Consider the following 17,229-nt stretch of genomic DNA (forward strand, 5'->3'; position numbering starts at 1 on the left):
GCAAGTTGGCGGACATGGCGTTCAAGGCCTGCCAGTTCTCGCCGTAGCGCTGCCCGCGCGCGAAGCATGGGTTCGGTTGCCGCTACCAGCATCGGATTACCTGCCGCCAGTTCGCATATACGCTGTTCGAATAGGCCACGGGATATAGTGCCAACCTTGAGGCCAAAGTTCCGCAGTAGCCCGCGCAGGGACATTTCAAGCGTGATGAACCCTTGCTGCACCGCCTTGCGAGCGGCGAGCACAGCGCGAACCTCTCGTGCGGAGACTGATTTGCAGTGAACCGGTCGGAACCAGCCGAGGTGCAGCAGGCGTGCGATCCCTTCGGCATCCCGGCAGTCCGTCTTGATCGGCATGGCCTTCAAGGCGCCTTTCACCTGCCGGGTTTCCATCAGCACGACAGGGAGTTCTGCCGCGGACAACCCGCGATGCAGCCATTGCGACAGGGGGCCAGCTTCGAGCCCGATAGCCGCAGCTTCCCCGTCCTGATCGCCGATCCAGCGCAACAGCGCCTCGGGCTCGCTGGCCACCTGCGCCTCCCTCACGATCTTCCCATGCTCGCTGATCACGCAAATTGCGGTCTTCTCAAGCGACACATCCAGCCCAATAAACAGCTTCATCCCGCAGTCCTCCATGTGGATCCGATACGGGAATGGCGCCAGCTTGCCCTTGATTTTGCAACGATAACGGGCGGGTCACGGACGCAGGCCCCGTTACGGCATCTCATAGGAGGTAGATGGCAGCAGCGGCGAGAGCGATGGCGGCAATGGCGGATCGCGTGAACTGCCGGAATGGGCCTGCAGCGACAGCGCACCTGAGGTGACCTTTGGCCTGCCCTTGCCGCACCGCCGCAGGTCCGCTCCGAGCCCATTTTCCCTTTTCGACGCACTCGCCAACCTAGGCTTCGGCGATTGTGTTCGTGCCGCCGCGCACTTGCTGTGCATCGGGAACTATGCCAGAGATTGCGGCGTCGGTTTCCTTCGGGAATTGAAAGGGAATCCGTTCCGGCTTCGGCCGGCAAACGGAACTGCCCCCGCAACTGTAGGCGGTGAGTGCCTCTCGATGCGCCACTGGGTTCGTCCCGGGAAGGCGAGAGACGCTGTGACCCGTCAGTCAGGAGACCTGCCGACATGAACGAAACCACGACCGGACGGGGTGTGCCGAGGCGGGAAACATGACGTGGCCGCCGGGCCGCATTCCGTTTCGCGTCTTTCCCCTGATGGTCCTATCTGACGGGACGGATCGGATGAGACAGACCTTGATGACGGCTGCGCTGTTGGCCAGCGCTGCCACGGCGCTGAACGCGCAGCAAACGGACTACCCCCTGACACTGACGAACTGCGGGCTCGATGTGTCGTTCGACGCCGCACCGGACACCGTGGTGACGATAGGGCAGTCCGCGACAGAGATCCTCTATTCGCTCGGCCTCGCGCCGAAGGTCTCGGGCACCTCGGTCTGGTTCAACCCTGTCTTGCCGGAGTTCGCGGAGGTCAACGAGGCGATCGAGCGGCTGGCCGACAACGACCCCAGCTTCGAGAGCGTGGTCGCGAAGAAGCCCGGGCTGGTCGCCGTGCAATACGAATGGCATGTGGGCGAGAGCGGCAACGTCGGCACACGGGAGATGTTCCACGACATCGGAATCCCGACCTACATCCTGCCCGCCGATTGCGACACAAAGGACAATTCCACCGGCGGCGATGGCACACGCGTCGGCGCCTTTGAGACGGCCTCGATCTACAAGGGCATTCGGGAGCTGGCGGAGATATTCGACGTGCGCAGCGCGGGCGCAACCCTCGTCTCGGACCTTCAGGCGACCGAAGAACGCGCCATTGCCCGTGCGGAAGGGCTTGACCTGCCCGAGAACCTGTCGGCCGTGTTCTGGTTCTCCTCCGCCGACATCGAAATGGATCCCTATGTCGCCGGACGCCTCGGCGCGCCGGGTTACATGATGTCCAAGTTGGGGATCGAGAATGTCATTGAGTCCGACGAGGAATGGCCGACTGTGGGATGGGAGAGCATCGCCCGGGCCGACCCGGACGTGATCGTCATCGCCTACATGGACCGCCGTCGCTTTCCCGCCGACGACATCGAGAAGAAGCTGGAGTTCTTGCGCACCGATCCTGTCGCAAGCCAGATGACGGCCGTACGCGAGGACCGGATCGTGCAAATGGATGCGCACGCCATGAGCGCGACGATGCGGTCGATCTACGGGCTGGAAACGCTCTCCGAAGCCCTTTCGAAGATGTCCTTCGAATGACCATGGCGGCCACACCCGCGCGCATCACGGTTCGGCACGGGCTCTGGCTCGCGCCTCTCCTGCTCGGGGCCACCATCCTTGCAGGTACGGCAATTGGCGAGACCAGTCTGCCCTTTGCCGTGGTGTGCCGGACGCTGGCCAACCATCTGTGGGGCGCGGGCTATCCGGTCGACGGGATCGAGGCGGGCATCATCTGGAGTTACCGCCTCCCGCGGGCCATCGTGGCCGCCTGTTGCGGGGCTGGCCTCGCCCTGACCGGGGTCGTTCTTCAGGCGCTGTTGCGCAATCCTCTGGCCGATCCCTACCTCATGGGCTTGTCGGCGGGCGCCTCGACGGGGGCGGTCCTCGTGTCGGTCGCGGGCATCGGAGGCGGGGCAATCTCGATGTCGCTCGGTGCATTGTCCGGAGCGCTTGTCGCCTTCGGATGCGTCGTGGCCCTGGCCCACGCGGTGAACGGGAGCGCGGGTGGCGGGCGCGGGACCCAAGCGGCGACCGCAATCATCCTCGCCGGGATCGCCGGCTCGCAGATGTTCAACGCTCTGACCGCCTTCACCATCGCCCGCTCCGCCAATGCCGAGCAGGCGCGCGGCATCATGTTCTGGCTCATGGGCAATCTGTCTGGCATCCGCTGGGATGATGTCGGGGCCTGCACGGCCGTCTCCCTCGGGGGCGTCGCGCTATGTCTTTGGCACCGGCGCGGACTCGATGCCTTTACGTTCGGCGCGGACGGGGCCGCGTCCATCGGGATCAACGTGCCTGCCTTGCGCGGCAGCCTCATCACCGTCACTGCCATCATGGTTGGGGTGCTCGTTTCCAAAGTGGGCGCGATCGGCTTCGTTGGCCTTGTCGTGCCACATGCCATGCGCTTTCTCGTCGGCACGCGCCACGACCGGCTGGTCCCCGCCTCGGCGCTGGCGGGCGCGGTGTTCCTTGTCGCGGCTGACGTGATCAGCCGCATCATCGTCCCGGGGCAGGTCCTGCCCATCGGCGTTGTGACCGCGCTTGTCGGCGCTCCGGCCTTTGCGCTGATCCTCATCCGGGGAGCGCGGCGATGAGGATCGAGGTGCAACGCATGTCGACCCGCGTGCACCGCACGCCCCTGCTTGAGGACATCTCGGTTTGCGTGGAGCCCGGGGAACTCGTCGGTTTCATCGGCCCCAACGGCTCTGGAAAATCCACGCTCATGCGTTGCCTCGCGGGACTTCGGCGTCCCACAACGGGCCGCGTCCTGGCGGAAAACGAGGAGCTCGGGCGGATGCCTGCCCGCTTGCGCGCCCGGCGCATCGCCTTCGTCGAACAGCAGGCCGAAACGACGGACCGCCTGACCGTCCGGGAAGCGGTGAACCTGGGGCGCACGCCCTATCTTTCGCCGCTGCGAGGCTGGGGGAGCGAAGATGAGGATGCCGTCGATGATGCTTTGAGAGCCGTGGAAATGACCGCCTTTGCCGAACGTCTCTGGCACACCCTCTCGGGCGGCGAACGTCAGCGCGTCCATATCGCCCGCGCACTGGCGCAGACTCCGGACCTGCTGCTGTTGGACGAGCCCACGAACCATCTCGACATCCGCCATCAGCTCTCGCTCATGGCTCTTGTCCAGGCCCTGCCAATCACCCGGGTCATAGCGCTCCACGATCTCAACCAGGCCGCGGCCTGTGACCGGATCGGGGTGCTCAGCCGGGGCCGACTGGTGGCAATGGGCCGTCCACACGAGGTGCTCAACGAGGCTTTGCTGGCGGATGTTTTCGGCGTTGCGGCGGTGCGCCACGCGGCACCCGACGGATCGCCGCGCCTCCATTTCTCCCATGCCCTATAGCGGATAGGGCATCTGCATTGCCTCATCGGCCAGTCCCCGCGCGCTGAACATGCCGCCACCTGCCGGCGCAGCGCGGTCTCCATCGCCGAAGTGCTGCCCAACGGAGCTAATCACTTCCTCGGTCAGATCAATGCAGAGATCGAGGTGACCTTCCACCTGCCCTTGCCGCACCGCCGCGAGTCCGCTTCAAGCCCAAATAAAAACCGATGATGCATGTCGCTCAAATGACCGCTATTCAATCTCTGCGGCAAGCCGTTTGGCGAGGATTCCGAGCAGGATCACGGCAACGACAAGAAACGCGGCGCCAACGATCCAGGCCGCAGGTGTGGAGTAGGCCTCGGCGACCGCTCCCACCAAGACCAGACCCAGAGCTGCTCCGAGTTGCTGTATCAGCGACCTCAGAGACAGCATCGTGGATCGCTGGCGGTCTTCTACGCATCGGTGAAGAATACTGCTGGCGGGCGTCTCGGATACGCCAAGGAGAACGGAATACAGGATGAAAACCGTCGCAAAGCCCGCGATACTGCCCTGCAGGGCCAACTCGACCTGAACGCCCGCCATGCAGGCGAAAGCCGCGGCAAGGGTGATCGCGTGCCGCCGTCTGAAGATCCGACTGATGTACGGAGACAACGACGCGCCGAATGCGATTGAAAAGAAATAGGTGGCGGTCAGGACACCAATGACCGTGTTTGCATAACCTTCCTCCAACATCGGCTTTGCATGGGTCGGCCAGATCACTTCGACCGGGTTGGTCGCCATCAGGAAAAACGCCAGAGCCGCCAAAAGCACCGACAACGCCGGATGTCTGAGGGCAAGAAGACCTGCGTCCCCGATCACCTGCGGTACAGTTGCAAACCCCTGTTTCAGGGCCTGGGGGTTCAATGGGCGCGGGTCCTCCACGATGACAAGCAAGGTGTAGGTGAACACTCCAAGCATCACCGCAAAGCTCGCCGCGTAAGAGACGTCGTAAACGCTGAAACCCAGACTCTCTGCCACCGGCCCAAAGAGATCGGGCAGCACGCCCCCCAAGACAGCTCCCACCGCCAGGCCCATGGCATTCGCCCACTGCGCTTTTGCGAGAGCGGGCTGAACGTCCACGTTCGGCGCAGCGGCTCGGAAGGTCTCAACGAACCATGCGTCGAGCGTGCCCGACCGCAGGGCCCGCCCGAAACCGATGAAGGCAAATGAGAGCGCGAGAACGTAGAAATCGCGTGTCGAGAGAAAGAGCGCCAGAGAGACCAGACTGGCGACGACTGCGGCCAGGAAGACAGGCTTGCGTCCAATGTTGTCGGCCAGTCCGCCGAACGGAAGTTCCATCGCCATGGTTGTCAGTGAGTAGACCCCAAACAGCAGCGAGATCTGGAAAAGGTCCATGCCCCGATCGGTCAAAGCCAGTGCAACGACGGCAACCGTCAGACCCATGGCAAAACGATCGAGAAACTGGTGGACCTGAAACACCCGGATGTGCCGTCTCGCCGGACCGGTCAGCGCAGCAAAGGAGAAGTCTGTTTCTGTTGCCATGGCCGCACCTTCGGCTTCGAAGGCGACTTGCGCAATACCGTGCCAGAGCTCAGGTCCATCTCGCGAGTATCAAGCGGCGCTTCGAACACGCGCGGAGAACGCCCTGTCTGTTAGTACCGCGGACTTTCGCAAGCTGACCAATGTTGATCGAAGTCGCCGACGGCCAGCAATACGCTCCGCACGGCCGAGTTTTCAGGTCCCCATGTCCCCCGCCGCAGCATTTCGTGACCCTAGGCGGCGTGTGATGGGAAGGACGCGGTTTTGATCAAGCTTTTCACGCCGTGGTGGCGCGGTCTTCTCAAGGTGACGTTGGGTCCCAAGTGCATTCGGGATAGTGCCCTTTGCGGCAGGTCTCAGGACAGGCGCGCCTTGTGAATGGCGATCTCAACGGTGTCCAAAAGGGAGGCCGCTTCCGGGGCGAGCGCCACCGCCTGAGAGATGATGGCGAAATCGTCCTGGAGCATCCGCGTTTCCGGGAAAGCTCTGTCGGCAAAAGTTGCGCGCAACCCCGCGAGGGCCGGAGCGTCGCCATCGGCAAAGCGTTGTCTCGCGTCTGCGGCGCTTTCTGCGGCGATCAGGCAGCTTTCTGGAACGAGGCCTGCGAGATGCCCGTGGTAGGCTGCACCCGCTACCGAGAGGATCGGTTGCCCCGCTGCAAGGAACTCCGCAAGGGTTGTTGCAGGGTTGTCTTCGTGCAGGAGCAAGGTTGCACGGACCTCCAGGTATGGTGTGCTGAAGCGCATCAAATGCGCACGTTTCGGATCGGCAGCGAGGAAGGCCATGTCCCAGCCGCTGCCGATGTCTTGCAAGATGCTGCGCGCGTCGGGGTATCCCTTCAGCGTCACGTCGCCAAGCGCCTCGGCGATATGATGTGCCACCTCTGCGGCAGGGCCGGTAAAGACGCCGTCGTGCAGTTGAACCACGGCGCGGTTGTTCAGATTGAAGGCGATGCGCAGAGAGGTCATGCCCATTCCGCGCGCCGGGCGCAGGCGGCGCGCCGCAGCATGCCGCTGTCCACATCCACGGCGACAAAGGCCGCGCCCGCGCCCCTGGCCTCCTGAAGAAAAGCCTGATCCAGCGACAGGATACCAGAAGGCACACCGAGCACCTTGAGCCGGGCCATGGCGTCGAGGATGGCGGCCTTGACCTCCGGGTGCGAGGGTTGACCTACATGGCCAAAGCTGGCCGCGATGTCTGCCGGTCCGAGGAAGACGCCGTCGACACCGGGCGTGGTGGCGATCTCTTCGAGATTGTCCAGCGCCGTACGGGTTTCCACCTGCACCAGAAGGCACAGCTCTTCGTTGGCCCGTTGGGCGTAGCCCTGTACCGCGCCGAACCGCGTCGCTCGTGTGATGCCGGACACGCCGCGAATGCCTTCGGGCGGATAGGTGATGGCAGCCACCGCCTGCCGCGCTTCCTCGGCATTCTGGACATAGGGGATCAGAAGGGTCTGCGCGCCCGCGTCGAGGAGCTTCTTGATCTCCACCGGGTTGTTCCAGCCAGGGCGTACCACGGGGCTGACGGGGTAAGCCGCCAGCGTCCGCAGCCAGGCCAGTGCGTCCCCCGGGCTGGCCGTCGAATGCTCGAGATCGAGCATCATCCAGTCGTACCCGCACCCTGCGAGGATCTCGGACACCGTGGGATCGGCCAGAGAAGACCAAAGGCCGATCTGCACCTCCCCGGCTTTCAGCCGGGATTTGAAGCTGTTGGCCGGCATCATTCGAAGGACACTCCGATCGCGCCCAGAGGCCCGTAATCGGCAAAGATCACATCGCCGGAGCGGATGTCCACGGGCCGGGTGAAGGACCCGCCCAGCACGATGTCGCCCTTCTTCAGACCGCTGCCGAGCGGCGCGAGCTTGCTCACCAGCCATGCCAGCCCCGCGGCCGGATGCCCCATGACCCCCGCCGACAGGCCGGTTTCCTCGATGTTGCCGTTCTGCGAGAGGGTCGCGCCGAGCCAGCGCAGATCGACGTCGAAGGGCCGCACGGGGCGTCCGCCCAGCACGATCGCGCCATAGGCGGCATTGTCGGCGATAGTGTCGACGATCTGGCGCGGCACCTCCGTGCGGTAGTCGATGATCTCCAGCGCCGGGGTCACGTATTCCGTGGCACGCAGCACATCGTGCACCTGGCACCCCGCGCCTTCCAGGTCCGCACCCATGACAAAGGCCAGCTCGACCTCGAGCCGCGGCTTGATGAAGGTCCCCGCGCTGATCCGCGCCCCGTCCCGATAGAGCGCGTCATCTAGGATCACACCGTAGTCCGGTTCCGTCATCTTGGACGCCTGCTGCATCGCGCGGGAGGTCAGGCCGATCTTGCGACCGACGATCTTCGCCCCGTCGGCAATCCGCGCTTCGGCCCAGCGGCGCTGCACGTCGTAGGCGTCCTCCAGCGTCATGCCGGGCCATTGTGTCGAAGGCTGCACGCAGACCTCGCGGGTCTGCTCTGCCTTCAGGATCGCATCGGCGGCGGCCTGGCGTTCGGTGTCACTCAGCATGGGAACTCACTTGATCGGAGGAATGGGAAGCTTGGATTCGCCGGGCTCCAGCACCAGCGTATGATCGAGACTGAACCACTGGCCCACGTCGCCGTCGACGGGATGATGTTCGTCATGGGCGGTCAGCTCGCCCACCAGCGCACGGGTCACGCCGAACTGCACATCCGTGTGCAGGTAGTCGGTGTCATCGACGTAAATCTGCGAGATCAACGTCTTCAGCCCCGGCTTATGCGCCAGCACATGCACATGCGCCGGACGGTACGGGTGACGGTTCTGCGCCTCCAGCAGCCGGCCCACGGTGGTGGTGGTCGGGATCGGGTAGCCCACGGGCCGAACCGAGCGAAACCGCACCACGCCGTCCGGACCAGTCAGGAACTTGCCGCGCAGATTGTACTCTGCCTGGCTGTCGTCCTGGTTCTCGTAGAGCCCCACGGGCGAGGCGTGCCAGATGTCCACCTCAAGCCCTTCGATCGGCTGGCCCTCCTTGTCGACAAAGCGGAAGCAACCGTCCAGACGCGGCCCCGGCGTCTCCGACCGGAGGATCGAGCCGCCGTTTTCGGTCAGCGGATGGTTCAGCCGCCAGAACGGCCCCAGCAGCGATTGCGTCGTTTCGGTGGTGCCATTGTCGCCGTTGTTGAGCAGGCAGACCAGCGAAGACACCCCGAGCGACCCCGCCATCAGAACGAACTCGTTGTGCTTGTCGTTCGACTGCTGCCCCATGGTGTTGAGGATCTTCGTCGCCTGCTGGAACTCGGCCTCGGTCAGCCGCACATCGCGGATGAAACCGTGCAGATGGGTGATCAGCGAGGTCATGATCTCGCGCAGGCGCGGATCGGTGGTCCGGGCCATGACGTCCTGCACGGCTGGCGTGACCTCAGATACGCCGGAAAGAATGGTCATCGGTCTACCTCCACAGTTTGGCCGGTTGCGGCGGACAGCTTTACCGCCTCGATCACCGCCAATGCGGCGAAACCGTCGCGGCCAGAGACGAGCGGTGCTTCTTCGCCCCGGATCACGCGGCCGAATTGCTCGGCCTGAAGGATCAACGGGTCAGAAAAGTCGAAGAGCAACTTCGAACCGGAGATGGGCTCCCACCACGAGCGCTTGCCCGGGTTTTGCCAGAGCGTCAGGTTCGGCAGCGAGAGCGAGCCTTCGGTGCCGCCGATCCAGTAACAATCCTCGGCAGTTGCTGGATAGGCAGGGTTCTCGCGGGCGGTCAGCTCCCAGCTCCAAGGCGCAACGGCGCTGTCACATACGTTAACTGTTCCGAGAAGTCCGCTGGCAAAGCGCAGCAGGATCACGGCAGTCTCCTCGACTTCGTTCCTGCGGATCACATTCGACTCCGCCGCATGGACCGAAGCGACCGGACCGCAGAAATGTTGCAGCAGGTCGATGTCATGGACGAGATTGAGGTAGACCGGCCCTGCCCCCTTGCGCCGCCGCCAGTCGACCTCGAAATACTCTTCAGGCTTCATGAACCAGGTAGTGCCATGGACGCTGGCGATCTGTCCCAGCACTCCGTCGTCCACCAGCGCCTTCGCCCGCGCGATCAGGGGGTTGTGGCGACGGTGATGGCCAGTGGCAATGGCGACTCCGGCGTTCTCAGCGGTCTCTACCACAACGCGGGCGGAGGCGAGGTCGGTGGTCAGGGGCTTCTCGATAAGAACAGGCAAGCCCGCGGAGATGCAGGCCAGCGCACCGTCCGCATGCATGGTGTTGGGTGTAGAGAGAATGACACCCTCCGCGCTCTCCGAGGCAAAAAGCGACCCAAGATCGGGCAAACAGGGCACGCCTAGACTGGCAGCATAGGCCTGCGCATCAGGGGCCGGATCAACGATGCAGGCGAGCTCGACGTTTTCTGCCGCCCGCACCGCTGCGGCATGGCGTCGGCCGATCAAGCCCGCGCCGACAACGGCAATCTTGGTGTTCATCTCAGCGGGTTCCTGCAAGCTGGCAGATGCGGCGGATGCCGGCGACGTAGCCTTCCAGGCCAAGGCCCGCGATCACACCGTCGGCCCGGTGCGACACATAGGAATGATGGCGGAAGGCCTCGCGCTTGTGGACCTGGCTGATGTGGACCTCGATCACCGGCGGCTCATAGGTGTTGAGCGCGTCGAGAATGGCAATCGACGTATGAGTGAAGGCGCCGGGATTGATCACGATGCCGCAGGTCGTCTCGCGGGCTTGGTGAATCCAGTCGATGATGTCGCCTTCGTGGTTGGACTGTTCCAGCCGGGTGTTGAAGCCCTCGGCGCAGGCCTCTTGGCACAGGCGCGCCACGTCATCGAGCGTCTCGCGCCCGTAGATCTCGGGCTGGCGTTTGCCCAGCAGGTTCAGGTTCGGGCCGTTGAGGATCAGGATGTCAGGCATTTCACAGTTCTTTCAGAAGGGCCGTCGTGGCGGCGTGGATGGCACGGGCGCGGGTCAGCGGATCGCGTTCGTCTGAGGCATTGGGCAGCTCGACCGAGATCACCGCGTCGTGTGGCAGGGCGCGCAGGGACTCTGCCAGAGGCAGAGCACCCTCGCCGGGCAGAAGCCGCCCGCCACGGGCCTCGGCCAGCAGCGCGTCGGTGGTTTCGGGCGCGGGCAAGGGCGCGTCGCAGATCTGGACAGAGCGCAGCAGGCCGGGCGCGATCTGCCGCAGATCGTCGGTCGTGCCGCCGCAGCGCGCATGGTGCAACGTGTCCACGAGATAACCGGCGTTGGTGGCCCCGCTTGCCTTGATCAGGCCGAGACAGGCGCCGGGCCGGTTCACGCCGCGCCACTTCATGCACTCGATGTCCACCGACAGGCCGCGTTCCCCCGCCAGCGCGCAGACACGCGCAAATCGTTCTGCCAGTGCGGGAAAGACATCGGCACAGGTGTTGACCCGCTGCGCACCCAGTTGCGCCGCCGCATCCAGCGCGGGGATCAGCGCCTCGGGGTCGAACCCCGCGTCGATCACCACGGTTTCGATGTCGTAAAGGCCGATCCCTTCGCCTTCCATGACGCTGGCCAGCTCGCGCAGGCCGGCCGCGTCGGGCAGCCAGTTCAATTGCCCGGTGGCAACAGGGTGGAACCGAAGGCCTACAAAACCAAAACCCGCCTGCCGCGCCAGCCGCACCAGGTCGACCGGAGACAGGTCGAGAAATGTGAAGTGCCCGAGGCCGATGCCGTTCAGCGCGTTCATTGCGGGGTCTCCGGCAAGGAGGCCACGATCAGCCGGCGCAGGTTGTCGGTAGAGCGGGTGATATGTCCGGTGAGCAACGCGCAGGCCTCATCCGCGCGGCGCTCCACAGCGGCCTGTGCGATGGCGGTGTGCTCGTCGATGACCTCGCGCTGGATCGCCGTGGCCTTGAGGTAGATCAGCCGGTAACGGTCGTTCAGCGCGACAAGCTGGTGATACATCTTCATCAGCAGCGGCATGTCGCAGCGGGCGATCAGCGCCTCGTGAAAGGCGTTGTTGGCGGCTTCCCAAGCCGTAAGGCTTGCCGCATCCCCCGGCACGCGCAGCGTGCGGTTCAGACGGTGCAGCGCGCCCATGACCTCGCCTTCCCATTCCAGCCCGCCATTGGCGATGGCGCGGCGAAGGGCATACGGCTCCAGCTCGATCCTCAGCGCGGCGACCTCGTCCAGGTTCGCCACGGAGATCGGCGTGACCGTGTAGCCCTTCATGGCCTCTGCTTCGACCAGTCCTGTGGCGACCAGCCGGTTCATTGCCTCGCGCAGCGGCGACAGCCCGACGCCATGCTGATCCCGCAGCCGGTCGAGATTCAGCTTTTCTCCGGGTGCAAGCCGACCGTGCAGGATGTCCTGACGCACCCGCGCCTCGATCCGGGCGGCAATCGTCTGCTTGGCAGCAGGATATGGTTGGTTTGCGGGATGGGCCATGGGCTGTCCTCCTGGGCGGAAGTCATAGGAGGTCAGGATAACCCATGTAAACACCAAAAGTTGGCAAAACCTCAGATAATCGATTATTAAGGGGGGCACAAATTAACACCCTCCAAAGCGCGCATCGTTCAGCCGCGCCGCCCTCTCCCTGCTGCTGGCCGCGGAAAGCCCGCCGGTCCTGCACCTCTCCGCCGTCAACACCTAAACGGAACGGCCCGCTACCGCGCGGACCGCGTCATTGGTCCCACGGTTGACGGCTTTGCCGCCTTCGAGCCGCATAGGAACGCGACCCTCTTCGCAGCTGGCTTGGAGCTGGGGGCCATCGCAGTTGGCGATCCGGGAACGTCCGTTAAGAACGTGATAGATTTGGCCCCGGCAGGTTCCTCACGCGGACCGACCGAGGCTTCGTTGCCGCGCAGATAAACCGCGCGTCATCGTGAACCTGCCGGAAAACTCCGGCTTCCGACAATCCAGAGTCGGGTCACCGGTCATTATGTCACCGGCTCGCAGCGTATTGCCTCATGTCGTGGCCAAGCGCATGCAGCGTAATTCCCATGCGTAGCCTGCGACCGGATTTCCCACCTGCGAGCCAGTCTGCCGTCAAGCCGCCGGGAGACGCTGACGCACCAGCGTCGTCCAGTACGAGCATCCCCAGCCGATCACGTCATCGTCGAAATCGTATTCCGGATGATGCAGTCCGGCCGAGGGACCGTTGCCAATGTTGATCATCGCACCGGGAACCTCGTTCAGCATGAAGGAGAAATCCTCGCCGCCCAACACCGGCGCCATTTCGAGATCGACGCGGTCCACACCAGCCACTTCCTGCGCTGCCTGTGCGGCCAGGTCCGTTTCGCGCTCATGGTTCACTGTCACGGGGTAGTGGCGGATATAGTCGACCTTTCCGGTCGCACCGAAACCCGACGCGATATTCTCGACCAAGCTCTTCAGCCGGGCCTCGACCTGATCGCGGACCTCCTCGCGCAAGGCGCGCACCGTGCCGGTGATTTCTGCCGTCTGCGGGATGACGTTGAAGGCGTTTCCGGCCTGCATGGTGCACAGGGACACCACGGCGTTGTCCATCGGGTCGATTGTGCGCGAAGCGATGGTCTGCACCGACTGGATGATCGTTGCCGCGACCGGCAGCGGATCGATGGTCTCGTTCGGCTTGGCCGCGTGGCCGCCGCGCCCTTCGATGGTGATGCGGACCTCGTCGACCGAGCCCATGATCGGGCCCGGCGCAATCGTGAATTCGCCCACCGGCATTCCGGGCCGGTTGTGCATCCCGTAGACCTCGTTGCAGGGCCAGCGGGTGAACAGACCGTCTTCGATCATTGCCCTGGCCCCTGCCCCGCCTTCCTCGGCCGGCTGGAAGATAACGATCACCGTGCCGTCGAAGGCGCGGCTTTGGGCCAGGTGCTTCGCCGCGCCGAGGAGCATCGTGGTATGGCCGTCATGACCGCAGGCGTGCATCTTGCCGGGCACCTTCGAAGCCCATGGTTTGCCCGTGGCCTCGTTGATCGGCAGCGCATCCATGTCGGCGCGCAACCCGATCATGCGCCCGCTCTTGTTGCTCTGGCCGTGGATCACCCCCACCACGCCCGTACGACCGATGCCTTCGACCACCTCGTCGACACCGGCGGCACGCAGGGCCTCGGCGACGGTGGCGGCGGTGCGGACGGTGTCGTAGAGCAATTCGGGGTTCTGGTGCAGGTCACGGCGAAAGGCGGTGAGGGTTTCCAGTTCCTTGCCGACCCAGTTCTCGATGGCCATGGTTCAGCTGTCCTCTTTCTTCATGCGGAAACGGAAATCGCAGTGGCTTGCGCCCTTCATGATGGTCTGTGTGCGGGTCAGTTCGATCTGCGGGTTGTAGCCGATGCAGAAATCGCCGTCCCGGTTGCAGGACAGCAGGTGGCCGATGTCGCCGAGACCCATTTCCTTGTACATCTCGGAATAGCGGCAGCGCGTGACGTTGAAGTCGAGCTTTTCCTCGGTGGCTTCCAGCGTGTCGATCCGCAGCGCGTCTTCGCGCGTCCAGTTCGGCTGGATCGCGGCGAAATCCGTCAGGTCGGGGGCGTGGCCCAGTTGCTCGGCCAGTTGCTTGCCCTGCTCGATGGCGGAGCGGGAGCATGTCTCTCCGATCACCGCCTCGGCCTCCTTACGGCCCGAGCGTTCGGTGATGACGTCCAGCACGTGCTTCAGGATCATCGCCTCGATCCGCCGACGCAGGAGGATCGGAATGTCGTGAACGCCCGTCGCCGAGGTGCTGTCCGGTGCGGTGGTTGTGTCGGTTGTGTCAGTCATTGCCTCTGGTCCTATGATTTCGGTTCGCTCAGATCCTTGCGCTTGAGCCAGGCAAGGTAGGCGGGCGCGATGTGACGCAACACGCCCTGTATCGGAAAGGGTTGCGGATCGGTCGCCGGGAGCGCCAGTTCGCGCGGATCGGTGCCGGTCACGGCGCGGGCCAGCTCTCGGCCCATGGCGGTGCCGAAGGCGACACCCCGCCCGTTGCAGGCGGCCCAGGCCCAGCCGTCCGGTCCGATCTGGTGCACGCGAGGGAAGCGGTCCCAGTTCATGCCGATGTAGCCCGACCAGACGTGGGTCATTGTCGGAGTGCCCAGCTCGGGAAAGGCCTCGGCCAGGCTGCGCGCGGCCTTGCGCTGCACCCGGCCCGCCACGTCGTGCGGTCCGATCACCGCGCCGCCGGTGATGAGCCGGTTGCGCGCGTCGTAGCGGAAGAACCGCAGATCGCCACGGGTGTCCGACACGGCCTGCCGTCCCGGCAGAATCCGGCCGCGCAGGTTGTCTCCCAACGGCTCGGTCGACATCTGCCAGCTCAGCACCGGAATGAGCGAGCGCGCGATACGCGGGGCAAGGCGCGGTTTCACCTCGCCGGTGTAGGCATTCGTGGCCAGGATCATCGCCCGCGCCTTGACCGTCGCACGGTCGGTGCGCAGCACCCAAGACGCGCCCTCGCGTTGGTAACTGTCGACCGGGCTGGTTTCGTGGATGGTCACGCCCAGACCTTCGGCGGCGCGGGCCATGCCGCGCGCAAGCGCCAGCGGATTGATGTGTCCGCCCGTGGGATTGAACATGCCGCCATACCAGAAATCGCTGCCCAGCATCTCGGCGGAGTCTTCTGCCGACAGCAACTGCGCGGGAAAGCCGAAGCGTTGCCAGGCCTCGACCCGCTTGCGTGACAGCGCCACACGACCCGGGCTGTGCGCCGGCTGGAACCACCCGGTCTGTTCTGCTTCGGCGTCGATCCCGAACTCGCGGACGAGATCGAACAGGGTATCGGCGGAATTGCCGATCAGATCGACCACGCGTCTCCCGGCATCGCCATATCGCGCGACCCAGGCGTCCGGTTCTGCCGCCGTAAGGACCGGGATCACCTGCCCGTTGTTGCGCCCCGAGGCCCCCCAACCCACGGCTTGTGCCTCGAGCACGGTGACGGAGTGACCACGCCGCGCCGCCTCGATGGCGGCCGACAGGCCGGTGAACCCGGCACCGATGATGGCGATGTCGGTCTCGATCGTGCCGGTGGCGGCAGGGGCGACGTCCCGAGGCGGTGCCGTCTGCGCCCAGAGAGAGGGCGGAAACTGCACCATTGGCTGTCGATGCGAAGCGGCGTCGTCGCGCATCATGCCTGCTCCATCTCGACCGCGCGCGCGACCTCATGCGGCAACCAGAACCAGCGCAGCTCCTCTTGTTCCGCTGTCATCTGAAGCTGCTCCGGATCGGTGGGAACCTTTGACAGGAGCGCCTTGGCCTCTGCCATCGCGACCTCGAAATCGGGGGCCTCGCCGGTCGGGGCCGCATCGCCGTCCCACAGGTCCGAAAACCGTGCGGGCGGCGTATCGGCAACGCCGGCACGGGCGCGCCAGACACCATCCTTCAGGTCCAGCCTGTACAGTGGCAGCAGCGCCAGCCCGTGCCGCGCCACGAATTCAACCGCCCGCGCGATGCGATCCACGTCCGCCTCTTCGAAGAACCAGTTCACCCCCAGCCGGGCCCAGCCGGGGCGGAAGGCGGAATAGCCAAGCTGTACTTCGCGTTCGTGGCGTTCCGTGGTCTCCCGGTCGATGCCCAGGAGATGGTGGCCATAAGGTCCCGCACAGGAACACCCGCCGCGCGCCTGAATGCCGAACAGATCGTTGAGCAAGGCGACGACGTAGTTGTGATGCAGCATCCGCCCGCCGACCCGCAGGTTGAAGGAGAAGATCCCCACCCGTGCAGCGCCGACAGGCCCCAGCAGTTCCAACCCCGGGATGGCGCGCAGGGCGCATTCCATCTGCTCTGTCATGGCCAGTTCGCGTTTCTCGACCTTGTCCTCACCGACCGTGCGCTTGAGCGCAAGAACCATGCCCGCGCGTATGTTCTCGATAATCGCGGGTGTCCCGCCTTCTTCGCGCCGTTCGGGGTTCGTGACGTATTCATGGTGGTTTTCGGTAACGTAGGACACGGTCCCGCCGCCGGTCACTGTCGGCCGTCCGGTGTCGAGAAAGGTCCGGTCCGCAATCAGCAATCCCGAGGCGCCGGGCCCGCCCGCATACTTGTGCGGGGACACAAAGGCCGCGTCGATGCGGTCCGCCGCACCGGGGGCGCTTTCGGCCAGCGAAATCTGCATGTAGGGACCGGCGGCGGCGAAATCGGCCACGCACCAGCCGCCCTGCGCATGCATCAGCCGCGCGATGCCGCGCAGGTCGCTGACCACGCCGGTGACGTTCGAAGCCGCGGCGAAGGCTCCGATCTTCAGGGGGGCGTCCGGGTGGGCCGCGAGCCGCGCTTCCAGCGTTTCCAGGCAAATCGCGCCGTCCGTGTTCAACGGGATACGCTCGATGCTGGCCCCGGATTCGCGCCACGGCAGATCGTTGGAATGGTGCTCGTAGGGGCCGACAAAGACGACTGACCGCTTGTCTAGTCCGCGCAGCAACAAGGCGCGCACCAGCTTGTCCGCCGCCGCCGTCGCGCCCGACCCGGTGAAGATCACCGCGTGACCATCATCGGCCTCCACCGCGCGGCGCACTGCGGCGCGGGCCATCTCGCGCAGCTGGGTGGTGCGGCGCCCGGTAAAGGACGTTTCGGTGTGGGTGTTGCCGTAGAACGGCATTACATGGGTCCGGATCGCATCCTCGATGAAGGTGAGCGAACGCCCGGACGCGACGTAGTCGGCGTAGATCAGACCCCGCGGACCGAAGGGCCCGGGGATCGGAGTGCCTTCCCCGATCAGCGATTTTCGAATGTCTGTGATCTCGACAGTCATACAAGTTAC

The 17,229-nt window shown here is 64.8% G+C and carries 16 protein-coding genes, 1 pseudogene and 1 riboswitch; of the genes and pseudogenes, 3 read left to right on the forward strand and 14 right to left on the reverse strand.

Annotation, left to right across the window (positions count from 1 at the left end):
- Positions 1 to 227: 227 nt before the first annotated feature.
- Positions 228 to 632: pseudogene (locus QNI11_RS24285) on the reverse strand (transposase); the annotation flags it as partial.
- Positions 633 to 951: 319 nt separating this feature from the next.
- A riboswitch (cobalamin riboswitch) is annotated at positions 952 to 1,142 on the forward strand.
- A 101-nt stretch (positions 1,143 to 1,243) separates the two neighbouring features.
- Between QNI11_RS24285 and QNI11_RS24290 the strand changes: the two are divergent.
- The 3 genes from QNI11_RS24290 to QNI11_RS24300 are packed head-to-tail and all read left to right on the forward strand — an operon-like array spanning position 1,244 to position 4,067.
- The gene (locus tag QNI11_RS24290) at positions 1,244 to 2,254 is read left to right on the forward strand and encodes an ABC transporter substrate-binding protein (protein WP_283983918.1); all 1,011 of its coding nucleotides are present in this window, start codon (positions 1,244 to 1,246) and stop codon (positions 2,252 to 2,254) included.
- 2 nt (positions 2,255 to 2,256) lie between these two features.
- Complete coding sequence (locus QNI11_RS24295; RefSeq protein WP_373418471.1) at positions 2,257 to 3,309, forward strand: FecCD family ABC transporter permease; 1,053 nt, start codon at positions 2,257 to 2,259, stop codon at positions 3,307 to 3,309.
- Positions 3,306 to 4,067: an ABC transporter ATP-binding protein gene (locus QNI11_RS24300; protein ID WP_283983921.1), complete on the forward strand. Its 762-nt coding sequence runs from the start codon at positions 3,306 to 3,308 to the stop codon at positions 4,065 to 4,067. The genes QNI11_RS24295 and QNI11_RS24300 overlap by 4 nt, the downstream gene beginning before the upstream one ends.
- Positions 4,068 to 4,298: 231 nt before the next feature.
- On the opposite strand, the gene QNI11_RS24305 is transcribed toward QNI11_RS24300, so the two are convergent.
- From QNI11_RS24305 to QNI11_RS24365, 13 genes are all read right to left on the reverse strand, one after another.
- Positions 4,299 to 5,588: an MFS transporter gene (locus tag QNI11_RS24305; protein WP_283983922.1), complete on the reverse strand. Its 1,290-nt coding sequence runs from the start codon at positions 5,586 to 5,588 to the stop codon at positions 4,299 to 4,301.
- A gap of 353 nt (positions 5,589 to 5,941) precedes the next feature.
- The gene (locus tag QNI11_RS24310) at positions 5,942 to 6,553 is read right to left on the reverse strand and encodes a transporter substrate-binding domain-containing protein (protein ID WP_283983924.1); all 612 of its coding nucleotides are present in this window, start codon (positions 6,551 to 6,553) and stop codon (positions 5,942 to 5,944) included.
- On the reverse strand, positions 6,550 to 7,308 hold the full coding sequence (locus QNI11_RS24315; RefSeq protein WP_283983926.1) for an HpcH/HpaI aldolase/citrate lyase family protein: 759 nt from the start codon (positions 7,306 to 7,308) through the stop codon (positions 6,550 to 6,552). Before QNI11_RS24315 ends, QNI11_RS24310 begins: the two co-directional genes overlap by 4 nt.
- On the reverse strand, positions 7,305 to 8,087 hold the full coding sequence (hpaH, locus tag QNI11_RS24320) for a 2-oxo-hept-4-ene-1,7-dioate hydratase (protein WP_283983928.1): 783 nt from the start codon (positions 8,085 to 8,087) through the stop codon (positions 7,305 to 7,307). Before hpaH ends, QNI11_RS24315 begins: the two co-directional genes overlap by 4 nt.
- A 6-nt stretch (positions 8,088 to 8,093) precedes the next feature.
- Positions 8,094 to 8,987 carry a dioxygenase gene (locus QNI11_RS24325; RefSeq protein WP_283983929.1) on the reverse strand — a complete coding sequence of 298 codons (894 nt, stop codon included), beginning with the start codon at positions 8,985 to 8,987 and terminating at the stop codon, positions 8,094 to 8,096.
- Complete coding sequence (locus QNI11_RS24330) at positions 8,984 to 10,018, reverse strand: Gfo/Idh/MocA family protein (protein WP_283983930.1); 1,035 nt, start codon at positions 10,016 to 10,018, stop codon at positions 8,984 to 8,986. Before QNI11_RS24330 ends, QNI11_RS24325 begins: the two co-directional genes overlap by 4 nt.
- Before the next feature lies 1 nt (position 10,019).
- Complete coding sequence (gene aroQ, locus QNI11_RS24335; RefSeq protein WP_100931338.1) at positions 10,020 to 10,457, reverse strand: type II 3-dehydroquinate dehydratase; 438 nt, start codon at positions 10,455 to 10,457, stop codon at positions 10,020 to 10,022.
- A 1-nt stretch (position 10,458) separates the two neighbouring features.
- Positions 10,459 to 11,256 carry a sugar phosphate isomerase/epimerase gene (locus tag QNI11_RS24340; RefSeq protein WP_283983931.1) on the reverse strand — a complete coding sequence of 266 codons (798 nt, stop codon included), beginning with the start codon at positions 11,254 to 11,256 and terminating at the stop codon, positions 10,459 to 10,461.
- Positions 11,253 to 11,957 carry a GntR family transcriptional regulator gene (locus tag QNI11_RS24345; protein ID WP_283983932.1) on the reverse strand — a complete coding sequence of 235 codons (705 nt, stop codon included), beginning with the start codon at positions 11,955 to 11,957 and terminating at the stop codon, positions 11,253 to 11,255. Before QNI11_RS24345 ends, QNI11_RS24340 begins: the two co-directional genes overlap by 4 nt.
- Positions 11,958 to 12,557: 600 nt before the next feature.
- Positions 12,558 to 13,727, reverse strand: a complete 1,170-nt coding sequence (locus tag QNI11_RS24350) for a M20 aminoacylase family protein (RefSeq protein ID WP_100931341.1) — start codon at positions 13,725 to 13,727, stop codon at positions 12,558 to 12,560.
- A 3-nt stretch (positions 13,728 to 13,730) separates the two neighbouring features.
- A complete protein-coding gene (locus tag QNI11_RS24355) occupies positions 13,731 to 14,258 on the reverse strand; it encodes an L-2-amino-thiazoline-4-carboxylic acid hydrolase (protein ID WP_100931342.1) in 528 nt (175 codons plus the stop codon).
- Between the two features lie 11 nt (positions 14,259 to 14,269).
- Entirely contained in the window at positions 14,270 to 15,601 is a 1,332-nt protein-coding gene (locus tag QNI11_RS24360; RefSeq protein WP_283983933.1) for an FAD-binding oxidoreductase, read from the reverse strand.
- A complete protein-coding gene (locus QNI11_RS24365) occupies positions 15,598 to 17,220 on the reverse strand; it encodes an aminotransferase class V-fold PLP-dependent enzyme (RefSeq protein ID WP_283983934.1) in 1,623 nt (540 codons plus the stop codon). The genes QNI11_RS24360 and QNI11_RS24365 overlap by 4 nt, the downstream gene beginning before the upstream one ends.
- Between the last annotated feature and the right edge of the window lie 9 nt (positions 17,221 to 17,229).

This window comes from Sagittula sp. MA-2 (genome assembly GCF_030126985.1).
Taxonomy (GTDB): Bacteria; Pseudomonadota; Alphaproteobacteria; order Rhodobacterales; family Rhodobacteraceae; genus Sagittula.